This window comes from Chryseobacterium sp. R2A-55, from assembly GCF_021401085.1.
Lineage (GTDB): Bacteria > Bacteroidota > Bacteroidia > Flavobacteriales > Weeksellaceae > Kaistella.
Genome location: NZ_JACBFP010000001.1, coordinates 414,897 through 440,576, shown reverse-complemented (window position 1 = coordinate 440,576; position 25,680 = coordinate 414,897). Strand labels below are relative to the sequence as shown.

General features: G+C 42.5%; 20 protein-coding genes. 3 read left to right on the top strand and 17 right to left on the bottom strand.

Annotated features, from left to right (window positions below):
* Positions 1-7: 7 nt before the first annotated feature.
* From hppD to L0951_RS01955, 3 genes are all read right to left on the bottom strand, one after another.
* Positions 8-1,138 (bottom strand): 4-hydroxyphenylpyruvate dioxygenase, encoded by a 1,131-nt coding sequence (gene hppD / locus L0951_RS01965; protein WP_234109161.1) that lies wholly within the window; start codon positions 1,136-1,138, stop codon positions 8-10.
* Between the two features lie 116 nt (positions 1,139-1,254).
* The gene (locus L0951_RS01960) at positions 1,255-1,836 is read right to left on the bottom strand and encodes a Crp/Fnr family transcriptional regulator (RefSeq protein ID WP_234109160.1); all 582 of its coding nucleotides are present in this window, start codon (positions 1,834-1,836) and stop codon (positions 1,255-1,257) included.
* A 44-nt stretch (positions 1,837-1,880) separates the two neighbouring features.
* Positions 1,881-2,273, bottom strand: coding sequence for a hypothetical protein (locus L0951_RS01955; protein WP_234109159.1), 393 nt, complete (start codon positions 2,271-2,273; stop codon positions 1,881-1,883).
* Positions 2,274-2,738: 465 nt separating this feature from the next.
* Here L0951_RS01955 and L0951_RS01950 point away from each other — a divergent pair, with 465 nt between their 5' ends.
* On the top strand, positions 2,739-2,879 hold the full coding sequence (locus L0951_RS01950) for a hypothetical protein (protein ID WP_234109157.1): 141 nt from the start codon (positions 2,739-2,741) through the stop codon (positions 2,877-2,879).
* Positions 2,880-2,931: 52 nt separating this feature from the next.
* On the opposite strand, the gene L0951_RS01945 is transcribed toward L0951_RS01950, so the two are convergent.
* The 13 genes from L0951_RS01945 to L0951_RS01885 form a co-directional block, all read right to left on the bottom strand.
* Positions 2,932-3,375 carry a hypothetical protein gene (locus L0951_RS01945; protein WP_234109155.1) on the bottom strand — a complete coding sequence of 148 codons (444 nt, stop codon included), beginning with the start codon at positions 3,373-3,375 and terminating at the stop codon, positions 2,932-2,934.
* A 584-nt stretch (positions 3,376-3,959) separates the two neighbouring features.
* The gene (locus L0951_RS01940) at positions 3,960-4,385 is read right to left on the bottom strand and encodes a PIN domain-containing protein (RefSeq protein ID WP_234109152.1); all 426 of its coding nucleotides are present in this window, start codon (positions 4,383-4,385) and stop codon (positions 3,960-3,962) included.
* Between the two features lie 3 nt (positions 4,386-4,388).
* Positions 4,389-4,637 carry a DUF6364 family protein gene (locus tag L0951_RS01935; protein WP_234109150.1) on the bottom strand — a complete coding sequence of 83 codons (249 nt, stop codon included), beginning with the start codon at positions 4,635-4,637 and terminating at the stop codon, positions 4,389-4,391.
* A gap of 478 nt (positions 4,638-5,115) precedes the next feature.
* Positions 5,116-6,396, bottom strand: a complete 1,281-nt coding sequence (locus L0951_RS01930; RefSeq protein ID WP_234109148.1) for an acetyl-CoA hydrolase/transferase family protein — start codon at positions 6,394-6,396, stop codon at positions 5,116-5,118.
* Between the two features lie 260 nt (positions 6,397-6,656).
* A complete protein-coding gene (locus tag L0951_RS01925) occupies positions 6,657-7,844 on the bottom strand; it encodes a homogentisate 1,2-dioxygenase (RefSeq protein WP_234109146.1) in 1,188 nt (395 codons plus the stop codon).
* Positions 7,845-8,079: 235 nt separating this feature from the next.
* A complete protein-coding gene (locus L0951_RS01920; protein ID WP_234109143.1) occupies positions 8,080-8,628 on the bottom strand; it encodes a hypothetical protein in 549 nt (182 codons plus the stop codon).
* 6 nt (positions 8,629-8,634) lie between these two features.
* Positions 8,635-9,090: a hypothetical protein gene (locus L0951_RS01915; RefSeq protein ID WP_234109142.1), complete on the bottom strand. Its 456-nt coding sequence runs from the start codon at positions 9,088-9,090 to the stop codon at positions 8,635-8,637.
* Between the two features lie 19 nt (positions 9,091-9,109).
* Entirely contained in the window at positions 9,110-9,910 is an 801-nt protein-coding gene (locus L0951_RS01910; protein WP_234109141.1) for a lysophospholipid acyltransferase family protein, read from the bottom strand.
* Between the two features lie 25 nt (positions 9,911-9,935).
* A complete protein-coding gene (locus L0951_RS01905; protein WP_234109140.1) occupies positions 9,936-10,565 on the bottom strand; it encodes an NUDIX hydrolase in 630 nt (209 codons plus the stop codon).
* Between the two features lie 216 nt (positions 10,566-10,781).
* Positions 10,782-12,254, bottom strand: coding sequence for an alpha-amylase (locus L0951_RS01900; RefSeq protein WP_234109139.1), 1,473 nt, complete (start codon positions 12,252-12,254; stop codon positions 10,782-10,784).
* A 245-nt stretch (positions 12,255-12,499) separates the two neighbouring features.
* A complete protein-coding gene (locus tag L0951_RS01895) occupies positions 12,500-13,177 on the bottom strand; it encodes a YceI family protein (protein WP_234109138.1) in 678 nt (225 codons plus the stop codon).
* 390 nt (positions 13,178-13,567) lie between these two features.
* Entirely contained in the window at positions 13,568-14,650 is a 1,083-nt protein-coding gene (gene dinB / locus L0951_RS01890) for a DNA polymerase IV (RefSeq protein ID WP_234109137.1), read from the bottom strand.
* Between the two features lie 398 nt (positions 14,651-15,048).
* Complete coding sequence (locus L0951_RS01885; RefSeq protein WP_234109131.1) at positions 15,049-15,297, bottom strand: hypothetical protein; 249 nt, start codon at positions 15,295-15,297, stop codon at positions 15,049-15,051.
* A 611-nt stretch (positions 15,298-15,908) separates the two neighbouring features.
* Between L0951_RS01885 and L0951_RS01880 the strand changes: the two genes are divergently transcribed.
* Positions 15,909-22,238 carry a GEVED domain-containing protein gene (locus L0951_RS01880; RefSeq protein WP_234109130.1) on the top strand — a complete coding sequence of 2,110 codons (6,330 nt, stop codon included), beginning with the start codon at positions 15,909-15,911 and terminating at the stop codon, positions 22,236-22,238.
* A 227-nt stretch (positions 22,239-22,465) separates the two neighbouring features.
* On the opposite strand, the gene L0951_RS01875 is transcribed toward L0951_RS01880, so the two are convergent.
* The gene (locus L0951_RS01875) at positions 22,466-24,064 is read right to left on the bottom strand and encodes a helix-turn-helix domain-containing protein (protein ID WP_234109129.1); all 1,599 of its coding nucleotides are present in this window, start codon (positions 24,062-24,064) and stop codon (positions 22,466-22,468) included.
* A 556-nt stretch (positions 24,065-24,620) separates the two neighbouring features.
* Here L0951_RS01875 and L0951_RS01870 point away from each other — a divergent pair.
* Complete coding sequence (locus tag L0951_RS01870; RefSeq protein WP_234109128.1) at positions 24,621-25,619, top strand: T9SS type A sorting domain-containing protein; 999 nt, start codon at positions 24,621-24,623, stop codon at positions 25,617-25,619.
* The last annotated feature ends 61 nt before the right edge of the window (positions 25,620-25,680 follow it).

Sequence of the window (25,680 nt, the reverse complement as noted above, 5' to 3'; positions counted from 1 at the left end):
TGAACTGTTAAAGGTTTCCTCTCTTCGCCTGCTCTCTTTCCAAAGCCTCGAAAAGTGCCTTGAAATTTCCTGCCCCGAAACTTTGTGCGCCGTGTCTTTCAATGATTTCATAGAAAAGGGTAGGTCGGTCTTCAACCGGTTTGGTGAAGATTTGAAGCAGATAGCCCTCTTCATCATGATCGATGAGGATTCCCAGATCCTGAAGTTTTTTCAGATCTTCATCGATGTGGCCCACTCTTTCAGGAACCATTTCATAATAAGCTTCAGGCGGAGCGGACAAAAATTCCACACCTCTCGCTTTCAGCTCAGTGACAGTCCTGATGATGTCTTTGGTTGCGACCGCGATATGCTGAACGCCCTCTTCTTCATAGAAATCCAGATATTCTTCCACCTGGGATTTTTTCTTTCCTTCGGCTGGTTCGTTGATCGGGAATTTGGCATATCCGTTTCCGTTACTCATTACTTTTGACATTAAGGCAGAATATTCGGTGTTGATCTGTTTGTCATCAAAACTTAAAATATTGACGAATCCCATGACCTCTTCATACCATTTCACGACCGGCAACATTCTGTCCCAACCTACATTTCCTACACAGTGATCCACATATAAAAGTCCGACATCAGACGGATTATAGTCGCTTTCCCATTTTTCATAGCCCGGCATAAATGCTCCGGTGTAATTTTTTCTTTCGATGAACATGTGCACCGTTTCACCATAGGTATAAATTCCGGACATCCGCACTTCGCCAAATTCATCGCTGATGGTTTTGGGTTCCATATAAGGTTTTCCGCCCCGTTTCACGGTTTCTTCAAATGCAGAATAGGCGTCATCAACCCAAAGAGCGAGCACTTTTACTCCGTCACCATGTTTTTTCTGGTGCTCACAAATGGGGGAATCCGATTTTAACCCTGAAGTGAGGACCAAACGGATTTTTCCCTGCTGTACCACATAAGATGCACGATCTCTAACTCCTGTTTCAGGACCTGCATAAGCTACCGACTGGAAGCCAAAAGCGGTTTTGTAAAAATGGGCGGCTTGCTTTGCATTTCCCACATAAAATTCGATATAGTCTGTGCCGTTGATCGGTAAGAAATTCTCTGCCTGAGCGATTTTTTCAGCAAAAGTAAGTGTTGACATTTTTCTTTTTTTGGGTTAAATTTTTGATGTGCCAATATACGAATTTTTGCTTAAAAGTGATAGGAATCACGTACGCACAAGTTTCCGGACTGAAGCCGAAATGGGACTGTCTGTATTTAATCCTTCAGGATTTTTTTACAGCGGGAATAGGTTTCCGGCGTAATTTGGAGATAAGAAGCGATCACTTTATCAGTCAATCTGGATGCTAATCCGGGATTTTCCGCAAGAAAAATCTCCACTTTTTGCTGCGGCGAATAGGAAGTCAAAAATTCAATCCTTTTGATCTGGAAATTCTGGAAATGCTCCAGGATTTGGGTGTAGATGTTTTTTGCATGGTCTGATCCGGCCATCAATTTCTGGAAATTTTCATAGGTGATGCTATAAGTTTCGGTATTTTCCAGCGCCTGTATGTTTGCCGGACTCGCTATTTTTCCGGAAAAACTCACCAGAATGGTGCAGAACTCATTTTCTTTGACGATGAGCCGGGTAAATTCCGAGCCATTGGAATTGATGTGGAACGTACGAAGAATCCCTTGGTGAATGAAGTACAATTTCTGGCAAATTTCTCCGGCATGGAGCAGGATTTCATTTTTCTTAAAGCTTTCCTTTTGGAAATATTTTTCAAGAAGCGGGTGCTGTTCCTTTAACCAGTTAAAGTTTTTTTCGGCAAAATCTTCCAGCGATTCAAAGTGGTTCATTCATCAGAAATTGGTGAATAAAGTTAAAGTAAAATTCTGGATTACTAAAAAGAAATACCGATTCCGGCAGTAGGATAGTACTTTTGGCCGATGACGGCATTTCCCATTTGAGGTGAAAGGGTAACCGATTTCCGTTTATTGCTATGCGATGAAATATAAAAAGGAACTGAAGCCAGAGCTGTTGCTGTTCCCAATGTGGCAATTCCAATGCCAGTCAAAGTGGTTGATGATGGCAGCCATCCTTTTTGGTCGTCACTGAAGGCAATAATCAATCCTGTGACCAACAGAGTGCCGCCGGTAATTGAAATTACATTTGCCGTTTTTTTCTGGCGGATTGATTTTTCCAGATATTGGTTGGGGGTTTGGGTATTATTTGATTCCTGGCCAGCAAATATTCCAGAAACCGGCAACAGAAAAATAAGCAGGATTGTTTTCATATTTACATTTTCTACAAAACTAAAGTTAAAAACCCAGATAAATCTTGACTGGAATCAAGAACATGAAAAATCCCGAAAAAAGATCCCCGGCTGCTGCGCGAATCTTTGATTTCGGCAGCGAAGGAGCCTGCTAATAAGGAGTTGTCTGATTTTCCCATCATGTTAATTTTTTGAAATTTTTAGCAGTATGAAGGTACGGAAGAACAGGAAAGGATCCTTTTTATTTTCCGCAATTTTCCGTTTGGGGTACTGAAAATGTATTTTTCTATATCCTTTCTATATCCTTTGTATATCCTTTGGAGTGCCTATTCAGTGCCACTACAGCACCTAACGGGCAATAAAACGCCTGTGGGAGGGCTTTTTTGAGGTGGATGCAAAAAAGGTGCAAAAACGCATTAAAAATGGGTGAAAAGGCGGTGGGTTATTTTTCGGGGAGTGGCTATTTTTGGTCATAAAACGAATAATATGAAAACACCACTAAAAATCAGCATGCAACAGATTGAGCAATGGATGGCCAAACTCCTGAAACCCGCGCTGCTGCACCGAATCTTTGATTTCTTGAGGCAGGGGGGGAAGCTACCGGAGGTTCCGTTCAACGGGCTTTAATTTTTTTCCTTTCAGACAAAACGAAAGTTTAGTTATTAGCAGAAGTGCTATTTTATTTCCATTCATCAAGTCGGGTAATGTTTTTTAGTGAACCACCAAACATTCCCATATGTCCTTTTGAATTCATATTAAATTTTCCAACAATGATTACATATTTTTTGTTATACTTTTTCAAGTCTTTCTTTTTTTCAAGTTCGTCATTGAATGAAACCCACATTCCATTTCTTGATGATCCATTTTCATAGTCTTCTTTGTGAAAATATATTGCATTTCCTTCAAATTCTAGGTTTAAATATCCAATAATTTGTACGGTTTTGTTATGATACTTTTCAGGAGTTACAATTAATCTTAACATTGAAATGTCGTAATCTTCAAATTTTACTATTTCAGTAAACTCTTCGTCTTCATTTTTGTTCTGTTTATCTTTAATTTTAGAGTTTTGAGTACAACTAATTGAAAAGAATAATAAGAATAGAATTAGTAAACAATTTTTCATAAAAAAGTAATTTGATGGGATGTTGGTTTAGCATTCTGACTAACTTTAAATTTAAATATTGATAATCAAAATAGTTATATGTTTTGATTATTTGATTATCCAAAATAGTAAAAATTTCTTCGTTAGCGGCTAAAAACAACTCCGTTTTCGAGCAGGGGAATTGGTGCTAACGGTTGGATATTTATGCAGGTGGGGATTATGATAACTAGATTTTGTAAATATAACAAAAAGAACAACTAGCGAAAATCTTCATGGTGTAAACTTCAACCCCGCTAATAGAAATATCTTGTTGAACTAAACTTCCGGTAGCTTTTCCCATTCACCATTTCATTAACTTTGTTTATATTAACCATTAAAAACCCATAAAATGGCTACAAAAAAAATCTACTGAGGATTTAAGAACGGACAAATTTCTCAATCGTGCTTCAAGCGAAGTTAAAAGTTTTGCCGAACTCCTGCAACGCTTCGAAAGAAATATTTCCATTCTGGGCAGGAGCAAAAGCACCTTCGGCTTTCATTTTTTTTGCCTTTCAGACAAAACGACCCGAGGCGCAGCCGAACAGAGCGAAGCTGAAACTTAGTAATTAACGGCTGGCATTCCTCATTATTAAATAATGATCAGGCGTCATAACTCCTAAAGAACTGTTCTTGTAATCTTTTGTATTTCGCGTGATTATAATATCAATTTCTTTATTTAGTTCCGCTGAATAATTTTGTAAAGCATCTTCAAAATCTTTGAACTCGGAGTTTAATGCTTGTAATATTGAATCTTTATTGATTGCTAGAATTTCTGTAATCGAAACCAGCATTCTTAATTTCTCTATTACTTTTTCGTGTTTTGCAGTCTGTCTTAGCAAATAATAGACATTGCTAATAATTACCGGAGTGACAAATCCTATAATTTCTTTAGACTCGCAAAGAGATAAAATTTTTGCTGCGTTTTCTGAAAATGGCTCTCTGTCAAAAAAGAAATCAAGAATTACATCTGTATCAATTAGAATTTTAGCCATGGATTATAAATATTTTTCAGATAATCTTTTTACTAAATCCTTTTTGTAATCACTGTTTTTTGGAGCATTGAATGATCCTTTTAATGATTTTACGATAGGAGTCAATTGAATATCATTTTCTGCATTGTCTTTTGCCAATGCTTTTAAATAATTTTCAATTAAATCAGACAAACTGCGTTCCTTTTCCTTGGCATATTTTTTTGCCTTTTCAATAACAGATTTTTCGATTGTTAATGTTAGCTTTGTATTCATAATGCACGGGCTTTTTAGGTTAAACTTACACGTGCAAAGTTAAGAAGTTTTTTTTGATACGTGTACATTTGTTTTTCAACGCACGTGTTGTTTTTGCTTGCCGTTTACGAAAAAGTATTGGCGAAGTATGGGCTGGATTTAACTGAAAGTTCAATTCATCCAGAATTAAATGCCGTTTATTACAGTGATTATATAGCATCCCAACTCTTTGACCGCACTGTTGTTCAGAATATGGAGATCTTTTATCCTCCGCAGCTGCCGGCAGAGATTATTTTTTTCATGCAGCTTTTAGGTTGATTAAGCATTAAAAAATGTCCACTTTCTGCCATCATTCAATTGATGAAGTGAATGGTACAGGTTTTTATGAGAAAAAATAAGGCATTATTGGCGTATCCTGCTTTTAATGCCTTACTTCCCTAATCAGGATTTTCAGTGTTGACTGAGTTTCTACCGATTTCAGGATCAATTAATTCTATATTTAAAGCGCGCATTTGAATCTTTCGAAAGCTGCAATATCCAGCATTTCGCGGTCATCAGGATGTGAAATTTCGATGAGTGCTTTCGCTCTTTCGCGGAGACTTTTTCCGTAGAGGTTTGTGGTTCCATACTCGGTGCAGACGTAGTGAATGTGACCTCTGGTGGTCACCACTCCGGCTCCCTGTTTCAGGTAGGGAACGATTCTCGGAATGCCTTTATTGGTTCGGGAAGAGATGGCCATAATGGGTTTTCCTCCTTCTGAAAGTGCCGCACCACGCATGAAATCCATTTGTCCGCCAATTCCGGAAAACTGGTACGTTCCGATGGAATCTGCACAGACCTGTCCCGTCAAATCAATTTCGATGGCGGAATTGATGGCGTGCATTTTTTTGTTTTTCATAATATTGATCGGGAAGTTCACATGCTGCACATCCATGAATGCGATCGAAGGATTATTGTCCACGAAATCATACAGTTTTTTGGTTCCGAAACAGAAACTGGTGATTGTTCTGTTGAGGTGGGTTCCTTTAAATTTGTTGTTCACCACGTCGTTCAGGATCAAATCCACGATTCCGTCGCTCAGCATTTCGGTATGTACACCCAGGTTTTTGTGATTGCCCAAACATTTCAAAACCGCATCGGGAATGGTCCCGATTCCCATTTGCAGGGTGGCTTCGTCATCCACGATTTCTGCAACATTTTTTCCAATCTGCATTTCGATGTCGGTTACTTTTGCACCGTAATCCAGGGTCATCAGTTCTTCATCATTCCACACCATTTTATCGATGCGGCTGTAGTGGATCATTCCGTCGCCATGTACCCGCGGCATTTTTGGATTGACGATTGCGATGATTTTCTTGGCGTGATCCACCGCTGCTCTGGCTACATCCACTGAAGTTCCCAAAGTACAGTAACCGTGATTATCCGGTGGCGAAACCGTCACCATCGCCACATCCAATGGAAGCATTCCGTTCTTGAACAGTGTGGGGATTTCACTTAAGAAAATCGGCACAAAATCTCCCCGTTCAGAATTCACTGCTTCGCGGACCGGTGTGGAAGTAAAGAGGGATTTAATGAAAAAGCTGTCTTTATATTCGGGTTTTGCAATGGCTACATTTCCTTGCTGGGTGATGGAGACCAGTTCTACATTTCGCAGTTCCGGAGCCCTTTTTGCCAATTCATCATAAAAAAGATTCGGGGTACAGGCACTTCCATGTCCAAAAATCCGGTCACCGCTTTTAATCACTGAAACGGCTTCTTCGGCACTTACATAATTGATCATCCTTAATTTTTTTGTGAGTTAAGATCTGTTACTATTTCTTTTCAAAAATACATTTTTCCGGCACAATCTGAAAGATGAATTTTATCAATGAAAAAAGGAATTGAATCGGGAAATAAGAGATACTGGATTCGAAATGGCATTGATGAATATCTGATTCACCACTTAATATTAATTACACTCAAACGTAATTTACTGTGCAACAATAACACCTTAAAGAAATTTAACCTTCCAGTTTCGGGCTTCGCAGTTCGCACTTCCGCTTATTCCTGGCTTCGGTCATCCAGGTGGTTTTCCGGAGCTTCCAGCCAGGAAAGGTAATAGGAGTCATCTTCCACCTTCATGGCTTCCTCTGTAATCTGGAATGGCCGGAACGGATCCACCATCACAGCGTATTCATCGGTGAATTTTTTACCGATACTTCTTTCCATCGCACCGGGATGCGGTCCGTGGACAATTCCTCTCGGGTGAAGTGTGAAATCCATCAAGTCGATATGGTTCCTGCTCATGAAGTCCCCTTCGGTATAGAATAAAACTTCGTCGGAATCAATGTTTGAGTGGTTATATGGAGCCGGAACAGCAAGCGGATGATAATCATACATTCTGGCCACAAATGAACAGACCACGAAGTTGTGTCCTTCGAAATTCTGGTGAATTGGCGGCGGAAGATGAACTCTGCCCGTAATCGGTTCATAGTTTTTGATGTTGAATTTGTAGGGGTAAAAGAATCCATCCCAACCCACCACATCGAAAGGATGTGTTGCATAAACAAAATCCCAGATTTGGTCTTCTTTTTTCACCTTTATCAGGAAATCACCGGTTTCGTCTTTTGGTTCCACAAAGGTTGGTGCCACCATATCTCTTTCGCAGAAAGGGGAATGTTCCAGAAGTTGACCGAATTCGTTGCGGTATCTTTTCGGGGTGTAGATGGGAGAATGGGATTCCAGTACCAGAAAAACGTTATTTTCCTGATCCAGTTGCATCTGATAAATCGTTCCCCGTGGAATAATCAGGTAATCCCCTTTGGAAAATTCAAGGTTTCCAAGGAATGTTTTCAGGGTTCCGCTGCCTTCGTGTACAAAAAGAAGTTCGTCGCAGTCGCCGTTTTTATAAAAATATTCGGTTGACTTTCTCGGTTTTGAAATTCCCATTTTTAGGTCGCCATTCACCATCAGGATTTTTCTGCTGTCAATATAGTCGTCTTCCGGCGTCACGTTCATTCCTTTGAACATCCTCGGTTTTACATTTTTTTGAATGGCAATTTTTGGGGCCACATCTCTGGGTTCACTCACCGATTTGATCTGTGTGGGTCGGTGGATGTGGTAGAGCAGTGATGAAATTCCGTGAAAACCTTCGGTCCCAAAAAGCTGTTCGTAATAGAACCTGCCTGCTTCGGATTTAAAAATAGTGTGTCTTTTTGGCGGGATTTTCCCCAATTTGTGGTAAGTCATCTTTGCTTTTTTCTTAAAGGTAAATGTACAATTTTTAAAACGAAACCAAAATCACTGTGACCAATTGAGTTAAAAAATGTGTTTTTTTTTAGGATTTTATTATCACGGATAGGTCAGAACTCGATGCAGAAAACTGCACCGCGCACTTGTAAGCTGGAAAACGCTTTGACTGTATTGCCAAATGTGCGTAACCATAAGATTTATCTTAGGTTAGGGAACAGAACTCTGATGAGATTTATCCGAAAATCCCCATCACCGGCTCATAGAATCCTTCCTCCATCACCCCGAATTGCTGGACGAGAAGTTTGAGCCCGTTCAGTTGGTTGATGAGGTTTTCACTGCTTGTGTTGATGGGAATCGGACCAATTTCCGTATCGAGGAGAGCTGTGCCGTTTTCGGATTTGAAATCTGCTTTTTCGAAAGGAAGTTTTCGGAAATAATGAAGTGCTGAACCAACGGTGTCTGCCATGAACTGCGGGAAAATTAAGACTCCTCCTGCCACGATATTTTTCATCAATTCGCGAACGTCCTCTTTTGAGATTTCGTCGGTAATTAATGCGATATTGGGCTGAAACAGGGAAGCTTCCTGTAAATCTGAAGTTTGAAACAAGATAAAATCCTGGTCGTGGGTCCGGCTTTCCTCCGCCGAAAAATAATCTGCTTTTTTCCCATTAAAATCAAGAATTTCTAACAAAAACTTTGAAATTTCGGGTAAGGTGCTGTACACCAGAACCCGGGTTTTGTTTTCTGAGTAATTGATCAGTTCTGTAAGTTCGGTAATCATCAGATTTTATTTTGTTTCCGGTATATTTACCTTGGAGTCAATGAGTTTTCTAAAAGCACTGTTGATGTGGTCCCATTTTTTCTGATCGCCTTCCACGATGAGTGAGGCGTCGGTTTTTCGGCCGGCGTTGTTTCCTTTTTTCACGCTGATACTGACTGAGATATGGTCGTAGATTTTTTTCAAATCCTCCCGGATCCTCCGGAAATCATTTTCGGTAAGCGCAGTTTCTATGGCTTTGATCTCATCATCAGAAACCTTGAATTCTTTCCTGATGTTTTTTCCCTGACCTTCAAATGAATAAAAACCATTGTTTCCTTTGATCAGAAAATTTTCGTAAATCGGTGCATAGCCGCCACTTCGGGCGTAGCTGTAATCAAAATCGGAATAATTTTTTTGGGAATTACAAGAAAAAAACAGTGCAAAAACCCAGACGGAAACCCATACCAGCGATAATTTTTTCATATCCTATTTTTTTAGTTCGTTAAGTTGTTTTTTCTCCTGATTTTTGTGCCTTCAGTTCCTGTTCGTAAACGTGTAATACGTTGAATTCCTCAGTTTGCTCTATGGCGACCATGATCTTGTGGAGGATGGTTTGCGCATCGTCATGATCGTAGTCAATTTCCAGGGGTTTTTTGAATTCCATGGTTGGACACACTCCGGTCACTTTTACCCTCAAACCTTTCTTGTCAAAAGCTCTTCTAAAACCGTTTATTTTAATGGGGACCACGATTGGTCTTTGATTTTTCACCAGTTTGGCGGTTCCTTTTCTTCCCTGGGCAAAAGCGGCAGTGGTTCCCTGCGGAAAAGTAATCACCCAGCCATTGTCCAGCGCTTTCATGATGTTTTCCACCTCATTCAGATCCACCATTCGGTTCACGTTTTTTCCTTCTGCGCGCCAGGTTCGCTTCACCGTCACTGCTCCCGCCAATTTGAAGATTTTGGTCATGAGTCCTTTGTTCATGGTCTCTTCCGCTGCCACATAATAGAAGTCAACTTTCGGATTGAGCAGGTAAACCGGATTTTTGATGGTGTTCAGGTAGCCATTATTCACGGCGCAAAAAGCGTGGTACATTGCGGCTACATCGGCGAAGTAAGTTTGGTGGTTGGACACGAAAAGCACGTTCGAATCCGGCAAATCCACCAGATATTCTGTTCCGCTGATTTTTAATTTGTTGAAGCCGTTGAATCTGCGGTATGAAATGATTCCCAAAATGAAAATGATGGCTCTTTTTAGGAAATAAAGATGCCCAAAAGCGTCTGTGAAAATGTTTTTCTTCGCCATTATCTGTGAAACATAATCTGCGAAATTACAAATTTTTCAGCAATGTGCTGAACTCGCTCAAAATCATGGAGGTGGCTCCCCAGATCAAATAATTGTTGAAATTGATGACCGGAACTTTCACTCCTCTGGAGCTGGGAAGTACCATCATTTCTGGTTTTTCAATTAAATTCAGAAGCGAAGAAACCGGCAGTTCGATCAGTTCCACCGCTTCGGTTTCCTGCAAAATAAATTGCGGATTTTTTTTGGTGTAGGAAATGAAAGGTCTCACGTAAAAATTACTGGGCGGAATATAAATGGGCGACAATTCACGGATGATCCTCACGTAATGTTCCTCGATTCCCATTTCTTCTGAGGTTTCCCTTTTTGCAGTCGCAGCGAAATCCAGGTCGTGTTCTTCTTTTTTTCCTCCGGGCAGCGAGATTTGTCCGCTGTGCCGGTCGTTTTCATTGGTGCTTCGCACGATGAGCGGAAACCACCATTCATTGTCTTTTAAATAAAGCAAAATATTCACTGCGGCAAATTTCGGATTTCTGGTCAAAATCTCTTCGTAGCTGTACAGCGGTCGATAAGGCGGCGAATAAACGGCGTGTGCATTTTCGCCCTCCAATTTTGCCTGCTGTATGTTCTGTAATAAGTTCCTTCCGAAAAATTCCATAATACAAATTTACTGAAACCGTTGCTGAAAGTGTTTTAAAGGAAAGTTAAAGTTTGGATTTATATGCGGAGACCCTCATGAAAATCAGGTACCGCTGTTATCGTTTGGGTAAGGACCAACTTGGTTTTGTCGGCCTCACAAAGGTGCGTATCTCAGTGGTTTGCCACAGGCTAAAGCTTATGGTTATACCTGGATTGTACTCAGTACGGTAATTTTTTATTCGGGAATCCAAACGCTCACATTCCCTGCCGGAACCGGGAAATTTCCCCATCCATTTTCATCGATGGTGACTTTTTCTTCAAATCTTCCGAGGAGGTCGTAGAAGGTTTGCCCGGAATAGGGTCTGCCCATTTCCATGGGTTTTTCATAGGAGTCTCTGTTGCTGATGACCACGGCGCAGCCTTTGTTAGTGCCGTCGCCTTCGCGGATCCAGCCGAGACAGTTGGCGTCTTCGAAATAATCCCGCTGAACTCCATAGGCGTTTTCTTTCCTTGCCTTTAATAATTGCTCTATTCCGTCCACTTTATCCATGATGATTTCGTGGTCATTGCCATCTTTGCCTTTGTCGCGGTAGCTTGCGCCGAACAAATCGGGATAAAAAATGCAGGGATAACCGCTTTCTCTCAGCAAAATCAGGGCATAAGCAATCGGTTTGAACCATGGTTCCACCACGGATTCCAACTGCTGCAAAGGCTGTGTGTCATGATTGGCCACCACGGTTACGGAATGTTCAGGATCTGCCCCGGTGAGGGTTTGGTCAAAGATTTTCCTCAAATCATATGCTGCACCCTGTTTGGAGGCAAAATGAAAATTCTGCTGGAGTGAGGCATCGAAAAGCGACATGGTTCCTTCCGTTTCTTCTATGTATTTTTGAAGCAGATGGAGATGTCCAGGTGCCCAATATTCGCCAACCGCAAAAATATTTGTCCCGGTATTGGCACGTAAAAGCTGGAGCCATTCTTTGTAAAATTCCGGCGACTGATGTTTCACGGCATCCAGGCGAACACCATCAAAACCGACCTGTTCATGGTACCATTTCCCCCAGTAATTAAGTTCTTCCCGCACAGAGGGATTTCTGTGGTCAATGTCATTGTACATCAAATAGGCATAATTTCCTTTTTCATCAGAAATCAGTTCTTCCCAGTCGTCACCGTAATCATTGATGATTTTGTAGATGCCTTTTTCCTCACCTTCGGCAAAATCTACCGCCGAAAAGCAGGTGAAGTTCCATTCAAAATCCGAATAGTGTTTTCCGCGGCCCGGAAAAGTAAATTTGGTGTAGCTCTCTATTTCAAAAACATCGGAAACCACTTCGTTTCGATCATGCTCATCCACTTTTTTGACCTGGAAAGTTTCTTTTTCGTCGCCTCCAGCTTTGTGATTCAGCACGATATCCACAACAGTCTGGATGCCTTTCTGCCTTAAAGTTTGAATAACGTCGAGATATTGCTCTTTTGTACCATATTTGGTGGGAATGGTTCCTTTTTGGTCAAATTCCCCTAAGTCGAACAGGTCATACGGGTCATAACCCACCGAATAACCTCCACCTGCACCCTTATATGCGGGCGGAAACCAAACCGCGCTGATTCCCAGTTCTCTGAGCCATTCGGAACTGGCTTTAATGTGATTGTAGAGACTGCCGTTTCCTTCGGAGTACCAGTGGAAACTTTGAAGTAAAGTTGGATTCATGCTTTTCTGGATGCAAAAAATGAACCTTTCCGAAAACGCCTTTGTTTTAGACTTTAATTTTAAGATGGCGAAACTGCGGTTTTGGGTAGGATGAAAACAATTTGTTAAAACCGGTACGGGTTTCAGAATGGGGAAAGCAGATTTTTAAACGGGAGTCGGCCACCGTTTGATCTTAAAAGTGAATCAAAAAAATCACCCCAAAAACTGAATTTTGAGGTGATTTTTATTTGAGGTGACGGAGCGGATTATTTCTTTGCCACGATGTTCAGATCCATATCTACATCCTGTGAAATCATCCAGTCTTTTGGGTCACCTTCAGTTCCGTAAGCCAATCCCCAATCTTGTCTGTTGATGGTGAATTTGGAAACCAGGCTGATTTGGCTGTCGGTTACTTCCACTTTCGCAGGGAAAGTCACGTTTACGGTTTTGTCTTTGATGGTCAGGTTTCCGCTTACCAATTTGTTGGCACCTTCCACGTTGCTTTTCGGAGCATCTGCTGCCAAATCTTCTACTTTAGTGATGTCGAATTTCACGGTAGGGTATTTTTCTGCATCAAAGAAGTCTGCACTTTTCAAGTGTGCATCCAGATCGGCTGCTGTTTTTCCTTCTGTGGTTTTTGGATCTACCGAAGCAAGGTCTGTTTTGATAGACTGTACTTCAGAAGTAAGCGTTCCTGCGATGAGGTTTCCGTTTTCTGCACTCAGTTCACCGGTGGTGAGTGCAATACCGAATCTTGGGTTGAGTCCACCTTTGTGGTATCCTGTCCATTTGATGGTGCTGCTTTCGGAATTTACTATAAAGTTTTCACCTTGTTGAGAGGCTACTTCCTGTACTTCGGTAGTAGTTGCGGTGTCGGTTTTTGATTCTTTACAAGATACTGCAAACATTACGGCTGCAAGCGCCAGAACTGATAATTTTTTCATTGCTGATTTTTTTTTAAAAATTTTATGGCGCAAAAATAGGGGCAATGTTTGGAGTGCAAATTGATGTATGATAAGAAAAGAGGGTAGATAACTTTTGGAATGTTTTTGATGAAGTGCGCGGTTCAGTTCTGATAAAAATGAAGACACTTTAGTGATCTTGATTTCATGAACTACTCATGAACTATCCATGAAGTATCCATGAAGCATCCATGAAGCATCCATTAGGTGTCCTTCCATATTTCTTACTGAGGGAATAAGGTTGACTTTGTTTGAGTTTTATCTTAGCTAAAAAGATTTTGATGGGTCATGAGTTTGAAGAAGATCGACCAGGGGAAAAAGGTTGGCGAAATTTTCATTTCCAGGAATATGTACACAAAACAGTCTTTCCGATCAATAAAAATCTTCAAAGGGGATCCGCAGCTGCACCGAAACCTGTTTGGTTTCGCCGGTGTTGAGGTTGGAAAGCGACAAACCCAGTAAACGCACCGGTTTGTCGAATGGGCGGAGTTCCCAGAGTTTTTGGGCGGTTTCAAAGAAATCCTGGGCGTTTTCGTAATAGACGTCCTGGGTTTTGCTGCGGGTGAACAGCGAGAAGTCCTTGTACCGGATTTTTAGGGTCAATGATTTCCCCTTGATTTCTTTCCGGTTCAGGCGGCCTTCCAAATCTTCACTGATGGCAAGTAACTGCCTGAAAACTGATTCCTCGTCCAGAAGGTTTTCCCAATACGTTTCTTCCACCGCCACGCTTTTCTGGATTCGGTGCGGTTTTACTTCGCTGTGGTGGATTCCGCGCACCACGTTGTAATAATAAATTCCTGATTTTCCGAACAGTGTGGTGAGCTGTTCCAGGGTTTTCTGTTTCAGGTCTTTTCCTGTGAAAATATGCAGTTCGTGCATTTTGTTGGCGGTCACTTTCCCGATTCCGTAGAATTTTTCAATGGGGTGTTCTTCCATAAATTGCGGAATCTGGGTGGGATGGATGGTTTTCTGACCGTTGGGTTTGTGGTAATCGGAGGCGACTTTCGCCAAAAATTTGTTCACGGAAATTCCCGCCGAAGCGGTCAATCCGGTCTCCTCGAAGATTCTTTTGCGGATTTCCCGGGCGATTTCATTGGCCGATTCCATCTGTTTTTTGTTTTCCGTCACGTCCAGATAAGCTTCGTCCAGAGAGAGCGGTTCCACCAAGTCCGTGTATTCGTAAAATATATTCCGGATTTGTTGGGAGATTTCCTTGTACCGCTGAAATCTTGGTTTCACCACGATCAGGTGCGGGCATTTTTCCAGGGCCAATCTTCCGGGCATTGCAGAGCGTATTCCGTATTTCCTTGCTTCATAACTTGCTGCTGCCACCACGCCATATTTCCCGCCTCCCACACAGACTGGTTTCCCGCGCAGCTCTGGATTGTCGTGCTGCTCCACGGAGGCGTAGAAGGCGTCCATGTCCACGTGGATGATTTTGCGGGTTGATTGCATGGGGCAAATTTCGGAAAAATATCGGGAAAGGGAGATGCTGCGAATGCACGGATTCCGTTGTTTCTGACCATCACATCCTTATCTATGTGCCAAAAAAAAATCAGTTCCGCTGACGAAGCTTTGTGAATTTGCGATTATCCGGAATAAAAAACTGATGATTCTGCTGTTGAACTTTTGCAAATTCTGTTGCTGAATCATCAGTTAAAGTTTCTACTTCTGTTTTCGCTTCCAGTACCGATTTTTAAGTTAAAGTCGAAAAATGGCACCTTTCGGTTTCATCTTACTTCTTCGACAAATCGGTGAACACTTTCTGCTCCAACGCGATTTTTTGTTTCCTTTCCTTTCTTTTCCGGATTTCAGAGTTCCACTTTGCGGTTTCTTTGCTGTTTCCGGACCGTTTAAAGACTTTTGTTTCCGATCTCTGTATAAGAACTTTTAAATCTTCGCTTTCTTCCTTTTTTTCGGGATTTCACCATGCGGTCTCCATCTCTGAAAATCAGTCTGAAAGTTGGGATACTTTTAGTCTGTGCATTTTTTTTGGCTGGGTTTGGTCTTCCTTCGTTTCGTTCCGGTTTTTCGGCGACCTTCTTTCGAAATTCGCCTCCATTCTGAAAGTCTGTGATCCGGTTTTGGAACCCGGCCTCCATTTGAGTTAAAACTTTTCACCTTTCGGCTGCCGGTTTGTACCTCTGCAACGTTGACTTGATTGTGAAGTAAAATTGGGGAGATCCCATCAAAAAAGCAAATCATTTGCGATTATTTTATCAACTGTTTCCAAATGGGTTTTAAAGAGTGCATGCGGATTAAAAATCTCATTATCAGGGGTTTTATCTTACTTATCTACAAATCCACAAAGTGATGCCTTCTATGGCGTTCCACATTTTGGGGCAAAATCTTGCCATAACGCCCGGAAAAAAGAGGATAGCAGTATTAACTTTTTATTAAAAACGGATTTTTTTCGAAAAACCTGGAGCACTTTTTTCTGATGGGGTCAATTTTTGGGAAATGCTTTGTTGGTGGATGAAGCGATCGATGTTCCAATTGCAAAGAACTGAAATTGGTTGTTTTTGGTAAAAACCATCAATTTAACATAATGTAAATAAAGCAAATTAAATGAATATTGGTTATTGAATTCCTTAACATGCAAGGGCATTTGGTTAAATAAATATTAAATTTTCATTAAATGATTATAAAATAAGTAATCTGTTTTTATAATGGATGGAAAAAAAATGTAGATTTGTTGCCTAAATATTTGGTTATGAAGACAAAATTATTTTCGTTTTATAAAATCACATTTTTATTGATATGCTTTTTTAGTGATATCGTTTGTGGACAAATTAGTTTTCAAAATTATGGAACAGTAGGAGGAACCCATACTTCTCAAACATCTTCGACAACATTTATTCCGAATCCAAGCTCAGGTACTACTTTAGCAAGAGGTGGAGCTACTGCGCCAAATGCTCCTGTTAATTTAAGTATTACTTCAAATCCTTTAGGCACTTCCGGAGCTTTTGTGAAAGCTGCAGCATCTTCAACTGCAAGTGTCACTAAATTTTCACCAATTGTGGGATATGGTGGAGGGACTGAGTTTTATACAAAATTCAAAGTCCTTTTTGGGGATTCAAATTCTACTAATTCTGCTAAATCTGGAGTTTGGTCCTTTTATCAAGGAAATGGTACCATGTATTCAGATAATGCAGACTTTACAGGTAGTATGGTATTTACGGGCCTTAGATTTACTTTTACTAATATGGGTACGGTTACCCTACAGAATCGGAACGGGAAAAATTGGAATACTAATGGATTGTCTGAAACGACATTTAGTCAAGGCATGGTTTATACGATCGAGATAGTCGGTAATAATAGAAATGTAGGAATACTAAATTATAATTATAATGGTCTTTCAAGCACTGTTGCAATTAATTCATTTGATTTGTATATAAATGGGGTGTTAGTTGGTGATGATTTGGCAAAAGCTGAACTTGCTAATAACAGCAATATAGTCAGTACTACTTTTATTGGAAATTCAAGTACAAACAATGAATCCTATCTTTATAATGATGATGTGGAAGTTTATTTTCCGGTACCTATGGATATTGGAACGCTGCCAGCTCACACCATCTCAACCGGAACCATCACAGGTTCAACATTCTGTGCAGGTGATTCAGTTTCCGTCCCTTTTACCAGCAGCGGAACATTCAATTCCGGAAATGTGTATGCTGCTGAGCTTTCCAACGCGACCGGTAGTTTTGCCGCTCCTGTGAATATTGGAACCCTTTCATCCGCTGCAAATTCCGGAACGATTAACGCCGCAATTCCAATAGGAACTGCCGCAGGAAACGGTTACCGAATCCGGGTGACAGCAAGTGATCCTACCGTCATTGGAAGCAACAACGGAGCAAATTTGACAGTAAATGTTTCCACTTCACCCACAGTCACTAGTGCTGCAGCTTCACTAATTACGTCCAGTTCAGCAACTCTTAATGGTAATGTGACCGGGTTGGGAAGCTGTTCAGCCCTTGCCCAGGAGAAAGGTTTTGTATATGCTTTAAATGCGGTGAACGCTAATCCAACCGTCGGCGGAACCGGGGTCACAAAAGTTGCAGTGGCCACCGCGCCTCCTGCGATCACTACAGGTGCCTATAACGCTCCTCTTTCGGGACTGTCTTCCAGTACCACCTATTCCTACAAGTCCTATGCATATGATGGCGCCAACTATTTTTATGGTGCGGTTCAGAATTTTGTCACTTTATGTGGGACGCCCACCCCGTCCGGATCTGTCACTGCTGCTAAAAGCTGTGGAAGCACTGCTCTGGTTTATAATTTTGCTGCCGGCGAACCTGCTGCGGGAGTTATCTACTATTGGCAAACCACGACTAATGGGACTTCGATGACGAATCCTGTGATTCCATCCATCGCCGACCCATTAAAATCTAATCCTTATGTGGTGACGACTGCTCAAAATTATTATATCCGGGGTTATGATGGCAACTGCTGGGGAACACAGATTTCTTCGCCTATTACTGTGGATACCATGCCTTCAATTACTACACAGCCAAGTGATCAAACCGTTCAGGACGGAAGTACCGCAACATTTAATGTGGGTACTTCCAGCTCGCCTATTCCGAATAAACAGTGGCAAGCCTACGACACTGCAAGTTCAACGTGGGTAAATGTAGGTACGAATTCCGTTAATTTGACGACCCCTGCAACAACGCTTGCGGACGAAGGAAAACAATACCGGGTAATAGTTTACAATGGAACGTGCCAGGTGATTTCTAATACCGTAACATTGCACGTTATCAATAAAAGACCCAATAATGCATCAACTTTGAAGAGCTGTATCGGAAACAATCAGCTCACTCTTTCCTGGACGGCACCAACGACTGGAGCTACTGTTACCGGCTATATCGTTTTTGCCCTTCCAGGGGCGGTGGTTCCATCGGAACCAGACACTTCTGCGGGAAATGCTTCAGGTTATATTGCTGATTCAGCTTATAATTTAGCTACTACTTACGGTACTTCAGGAAATTTAGGCAAAGCCGTTTACAAAGGTAGCGGAACTTCCGCCACGGTTACCGGATTGACGACAGGTCAGCAATATACGTTCAAAGTGGTGGCTTATAATGGGGAAACCCAAACCGGATGGGCGAATGGAATCAATATCCCGGGATCATGGAATCAGCAATATACGGTAAAAGTACCGGAAGTTGCTAATCCTGCAGCATCGGTGGCGCCCACTTCTTCGGTGGTTTCGTGGAATGTGGTCCCTGCATCGGTCGGCTGCTATGAATACATGGTGGTGGCAAGCCAGGGTTCTGTAACCCTTGTTCCTTCAGGAGATGGCTCCGCTTATAATGCCTTAACTGCTTTTGCAGGAAATAATCAGGTGGTCTATAAAGGAACAGGGAATACAGTGACGGTCACCGGACTGACAGAAGGAATCCAGTACTGCTACAAAATATTTGTAAGGGAGGTCAACAGTAACCAGTGGAGTTCAGGAGTGCAAGTCTGTAAAACTACAGGGTTGTCCTATTGTTCCTCAACAGCCAATGTTGCGACCGATGATGAAACAGGTATTACCAACGTTAAATTCAATACGATTGACAATACATCCTCAGGAAATCCTGCGTACACGGATTTCACAGCGATTTCCACCGATGTTATTATCGGGGAGGTATATGACCTCAGTGTAAAAGTAAATACTTTGGGATATCAAACCTATACCAAGGCTTGGATAGATTGGAACCGCAACGGGTCGTTTGAAAGTGGTGAAGTTTATGATTTGGGTGATGCCTATGAAGGACTTGATCAAGCTACGGCATTCTCGCCGCTGGCAATTACCATTCCAATTAACGCTGCCGTGGGACTAACCAGAATGAGGATTGCTACGCAGTATTTTTATGATGATACCGATATTATATTAACCCCATGTCAAACCGGATATGAATACGGTGAAGTGGAGGATTATACGCTCAATATCATTCGTGCCGCCGGTCCGGAAATTAATGTAAAAGGAAACTTGCTCAGTATCCCGTCCGGATCTACCAGTGTGATGGGATTAAATAATACGCTTTTTCTCAACACTTCCTTGGGGGAAAGTACAGCCGAAAAGGATTTTACTGTTGAAAACCTCGGGCTTTCACCACTTCTGCTTACCGGAACTCCTGCAGTGAAGCTGGAAGGGGACAATCCTTCGGATTTCACAGTGACGCTGCAGCCGGCTGCATCTGTTGCGGCTAACGGCAGTTCCGGATTTAAGATCAAATTTAATCCTACCACAGCCGGCGTTTTAAGGGCAACCGTAAGCATCAGCAATAATGACGTCACCGGGAACGAAAACCCTTATACCTTTGTCATTCAGGGAACAGGAACCTGTTCTTCGGTCCCTTCGCTTACGCTGTTTCCAACATCCGGACCGGCCAATACCGTAGTGAGCATTACTTCGACTCCTACGGATGATCTTACCGGCGCCACGGTAAAATACAATGGCGTGGCGCTTAATACCAATCCCATTTCGCCGACTCAAATGGAAGTGACCATTCCGGCCGGTGCCGAAAACGGAAACCTGGTCGTTCGTTTGGCTACGGGATGTATTTTTACCCAGCCTTTCACTGTGATTACTAAAGAATTCTTCGGGTGTGAAGCGGCTTCCGGAACATTGGCGACCGACCTGATCCTTTACGAAGTTTATGATGAAAAAGTTGGAAGTGGAGGTTATATCTCCATATTTAACGGAACAGCTTCCGCGAAAAATCTTGCCAATTATGAGATTTACCGGGCACCGTCTTCCACGGAACTATTGGCAAAATACACTAATGGGCTTTCCGGAAATATTTTGCCGGGTGAACTGAAAATCATTCGTGTTGCCGGAGCCAATAAGTGTTCATCACCGGCATCAACAGGAAATGGGACGATCATGTCAGGATTTAACGACGATGACAAATTTCAGTTGACCAATGCGAGCGGCACTACGGTTTATGATGAAGTGCAAGCTCCAAATTATGTGGGTTATTATCTGAAAAGAGGGGCGGGTAAACTGGGTAATCATCCCACTTACACCGCTTCTTCCTGGACCGTAACGCCGGTATCGTCAACGGATTGCCTGCCGGGAGGAGTGGCGCCGGCTCTGCCTGCCGGGAATCCGCCACAGATTACTGCGCAGCCACAACCGCCACTGTCCTGCAAAGCGAAGTTCTCGGTTACGGCGACCGAAGGGTTTCCGGGAGGGAAAATGCTTGCTTATCGATGGTATATGCTCTCTCCGGGAACCAATGTATGGAATCCGGTAACCGACAATGCCCAAATCCAGGGTGCAAATACTTCCGAATTGTCTATCTTGTCCGGAGCCGGACTGAATGACTATCAATTTTATTGTCAGGTTCGCGAAGATGGAGCAACCTGTTACACGGCATCCAATTCAATTCAGTTTAAAGATGTGGACACTACCTGGAACGGGACTTTCTGGACCAAGGGTGCACCTAATCAGAAATCCAGGGTGATTATCGCCGCGGATTATGATACGGCACTTCACGGAAGCTTCGAAGCCTGCACGGTGACTTTGAATGCAAATTATAATCTGAATATCAGAGCCAATGACTATGTTGCATCAAATTATGAGGTGATTAATCTCGGCAGTCAGGATCATTTCGTGGTACAGTCTGAAGGGAACTTAATCCAGGTGAATGATAACGCCGCGAACTCCGGCAGCATCACGGTGAAAAGAAACATCAATGTCTCTTCCGACCGGAAACAGTACAACTTTCTGATCTCGCCTGTGGTGGGAGCCAACCTGAAGACCAATATTTACCGGGACGGTTCCGGCAACCCGGTGAGTTCGCCGAGTGTGCAATACTATATGGAGAGTACTAACTATTTCGGTGAATCTTCCGGCGCATACATTGCGGGAAGGGGATTGGCGGTGAAAGAGCCGCTGACGGGCAATGGTCCTTTCTACGCGGTCTTTGCCGGACCTCCGGCCAATGGAGAGATTTCCATCAATGCGGTCAACTCCGCACCGGGAGTCACCACTCCGGGAACTACGATGCGCGGCCACAACCTGATCGGGAATCCGTATCCTTCAAACCTCGACCTTCTGACCTTCTATAACACGAACGGTGGTGAAGCCGGCAACCTGAGCTCCACCTTCCGGTTCTGGGACAATTATAAAAATACGACCTACAGCCAGATGGGATCTAATTACAGCGGAAACTCCTATGCGAGCTATAATGTGAAGTCCGCCACCGGCACCGCGGCAACATCGGACGCGGGTGCTTCCGGGGCGAGCAAAAAGATTCCGGGAAGATATGTTAAGGTAGGACAGGGCTTTTTTGCCCGGATTGTCGGCGTGCCTTCCAAAACCCTGAAATTCTATAATAATTCGCGCTCCAAAGAATTTGAGGATGATGCGTTCTTCGGCAGGGGAGGTTCGGCAATGGACCGGTACTGGCTGAAGATGATTACTCCGGGGCAGCTGGCGGTACAGATGGCGGTGGTGTATTTCGGGGGGGGCAGCAACGGGTTCGGTCAGGATGACTCCTTTTCCTCGGGCGGATCTGATGAGCTGTACAGTGTGACTGATGGACTGAAAATCGGCATCAACGGCAGGAGTCCATTTGCGGTGAGCGACAGGGTTCCGCTGGGAAGCAGGCATTACGAGTCCGGAAGCTACACGATCGCCATCGACCAGGCGGAAGGCATCTTCGCCAACGGCCAGAACATCTACCTGAAAGACAACCAGACCGGCACGGTGGCCAACCTGAGCGAGGGAAGCTACAACTTCTCGGCCGGTGCGGGCGAAACCACGGGAAGGTTTGAAATCATCTATGAACCTCAGACTATTCTGGCAACCGACGGAAAAGTGAAAGAAAACCTGCAGGTGTATAGGGACGGCACCGACTTTGTGGTGAAGGCATCGGACACAAAGATCACCATGATCGAGGTGTTTGACGGTGCGGGAAGGCTGATCCTGAACCTCCGTCCGAACAGTACCAAAGCTGTTATCGACGGAAACCTTCTGAGCAACGGCATGTACATGCTGAAGATTCACCACGGCGAACAGGTCAACACCAGGAAAATCCTGAAGTGAGAAACCTGAAATCAACAACTATAAATTAGCCGGATGAAAGTCCGGTTTTTTTTTGTGATTTTTTCATGGTCGTCTGACCGAAGCTGTGAAGTGAACATCAAAATATCAGGCGCTCAACCGTACTGATGAGGGGCTTTCTCTGGGTTATTTTGGAAAGTCGGCAGAAGTTCATTGCCTCATTTGCGGTAAATTTGCAGAATACAGTAAATAGGTCGGTACTGTCCACCTTACTGCGAACTGTTTTTTTTGCTGAAATATTTAATGAATTCAGACGGGGATACTCCCACATTGGCTTTAAAAACTGTTGCAAATTTCGAATGTGAAGAAAAACCGCTTTCTTCTGCCAGTACATTAATCTTATATTGTCGGTAAGTGGGATCTTCACTTATTTTCTGAACAATGTATTCAATTCTCAGGTCGTTGATATATCTGTTGAAGTCTTTCTGCTTGTGCTTTTTAATAAGGTAAGACAGGTACTTGGTGTTGGTTTCAATGATTGTGGCCACATAGGAGAGTGAGACTTTGCGTTCCAAATAGAGCTGCTCCTCTTCGAAGGTATGCAGTTTCTCCAGTAGTTTTTCTTCCGCATCGCGTGGCATTATTGCAATATCTTCCTCTTTGTGAATTGCTTTATCGAGCTGGTGTTCAAGTACCGGATCTGCCTTGGTTTGGCTCTGCCTGTCTTTCAGGTTTTTCAGGAGTTTTTCAATTTTTTGGATCTGCAGCTGCTTTTTTCTTTTATAGTAAAGAAAGTAGGAAATGCCACCTACCACGAGTACCAGACTAAGCAGCAAGTAGGTAAAATTTCGCCTTTCGATAAGGTGTAGGAATTCCTGTTCCTGTTTAGAAACGGTACTGCTCAAAACCTTTCGGTCAATTTTAGAAATGCTGTCATTGAGCGACGTGAATAGATCAAAGTATTTTCTTGATTTTTCGGTGTCCTGAAGCTCCAGGTAAGATTTGGAAAGTGTTTCAAAGAGCCCTTTCCTCAACTGGGGAAAACTTGCTTTTTTCTCCATGCTCAGTCCGTACTCTGCATATTTCACTGCTTTACGGTACTCTTTAAGACTGTAATAAAAAGAGCCAAGTTCGTTGATCAGTACCACCTTTTCCACGAGCGGCACGGGTTTTTCCTGATGGATATGCAGCGCCCTCAAGTAATAATCGCCTGCTTTCTTTTGGTCATCTGCCTTGAAATATTCGTTGGCAAGGATAATATAAGCATAGGCGATCAGGCTGTATTTTTTGGAAATATAGTCCTTTTCGTACTCGTTGATTTTTTTGGCTTCCTTTATACTTTTGCTGAGGGTGGCATACACCGAATCCCATTGGGCTTCGCTCTTGATGGCATGGGTTGCAAGGTTACCGTAGATAACGCTCAACGCATAATGCTTTCCGTCTCCCGGTGCAATCTTTTCGGCACATTTTAATGCCAGTTCATATTCCTCGTCTGCTTTTTTCATTAATCCAAGTTCGGAATAGGCGCAACCCTTCATCCGGTATATCTGAGACATTTTGCCATAATCCTTTACTTCTTCTGCTGCCTTCAGGTAATCTTCACTGAGATTGATGACTTTATTGTAATCTGAACTGTTGAAATAAACAATGGCCAAAGCGTTTCCTACCCTTGCGATGGCAGAACTGTATCCGATTTTTTTGCTGTTGATGCCGATTTCATTTAATATAGGAATCGCTTTTTCAGGATGGTCAGAGGTCACATAATGCAGTGCCGTATCAAACTGTCTGTTGATCGTTTCCTTCGTGATGCTTTGCTGCGCAAAAAAAATGCTGCTCCACAAAACACACAGAAATCCCCATCCATTCATTTTTCGGAAAAGAATGGTTTTACCGGAAAAAGGTGAATTTCTTCTATATGATTGATGAACTATATTTTGAATATTCAATGCAATGTTTTTAAAATTATCAATAATTCAAATATAAACTTTTATTGTTAACCAAGTGATGGGGATACAAAAAAACAGCAGATAAATCAAATTTATAGAATTTTTTGGCTCAGTTTTCCCGGAGAAAGAACCTGATCATTGGGGTCGGATGGATATGTAGGGCGATATATGCGGTCGCAGAAGGGTGCTAAAAGAAAAATTTAAAACACTGATTATGAAAGACATACTCTTTCCTTTCTTTCTATATTACCGAAAATGGATAGACATTATCTTTAACATATCGTTAAATCTTGATTTATTTGCGATGAATTTTTTACCGAGCTTATTATTGGCCAGCTTTTAAAATTTTACTCCAAATCATGGTGCGAGTTCAATATTCCGAAGTAAGAAATTTTTAGATGAAGATCTCTGAACCGACATTTTTTTGTTGATCGGGAGATGTCTGAACATAACTCCATTACTAAAAATTACTTAAAATATGATTCAACTATCTACGCTCAAAAAAGTCACCGTTTATTTTTCCATCCTGGCTTCCACTTCGTTGGTTGCTCAGCAGCAGATTATTTATCAGCAGAATTTTGATGGAAATAACGGCGTTTTCACCAATACCATTGTTTCTCAAACCACCCCGGTCAACGGTTGGTTAACCAGTTCTACCGCGGCGCAGTATGGCGGTGTGTACAGGCATTTGTGGAATTTTTCAGATGTAGCGAGCGGTGGTAACGCTAATGTGCTTCCTATCTCCGGCAGGTCTTTAGGAATGGGCTTTTACAATGGAAATAGTCCCAATGTTGCCAATCAGCATTTCCGGACTTGGGATGGAACGCCTCCCACAGACCAGACCTTTTTCACCACAAGATGGGCGCATGTAGGTATTTCTACGGTGGGGTATGAAAATATTACCGTGGAGTTTAAGTGGAGATGTACTGGCGAAGTTTTTAACGGTACCGTGTATGACTATGGAACTGTGAATACTTCGATTGATGGTGGAGCAACCTGGGCAATGGATCAGAGTGCGGGGCAAGCCGGGACAACCAGTCAAAGCGGTACCTTTTCGGGAGGACTTTATTTTGGAAATGCAGGGGTGCAAACAGCGACTCTGACTTTGCCGGCAAGCCGAAGTAACCAGGCGAATTTTCGACTGGCTTTCCGCATGGTTGTAGATGAAGGATACGGTACAGGAGGTGGATTCATCATTGATGATATCATTGTTCGTGGTACCGCGCTTTCCATGGCGACTTCAGAGCAGGATAAAAACTCAATTAAAGTTTATCAAGATCATTCTGAATTCGTAGTTTCTTCGAACAGCACAGATATTACTTCAGTTGAAGTTTATGACATGAGCGGAAGAATGGTAAGCACCAGGAATTCAAAGTCCAAAGAAGTCCGTATTGCTGCAGATTCCCTTGCAAAAGGTGCCTATATCCTGAGAATCTATACCCGGAATGGGGTGGAAGTGCGCAGGATTTTGAAATAAGTTCAATTCATTTTCAGCATATTGTCTGGTTTTTTTCACAAAGAAATCAGCCAGTTGTTTT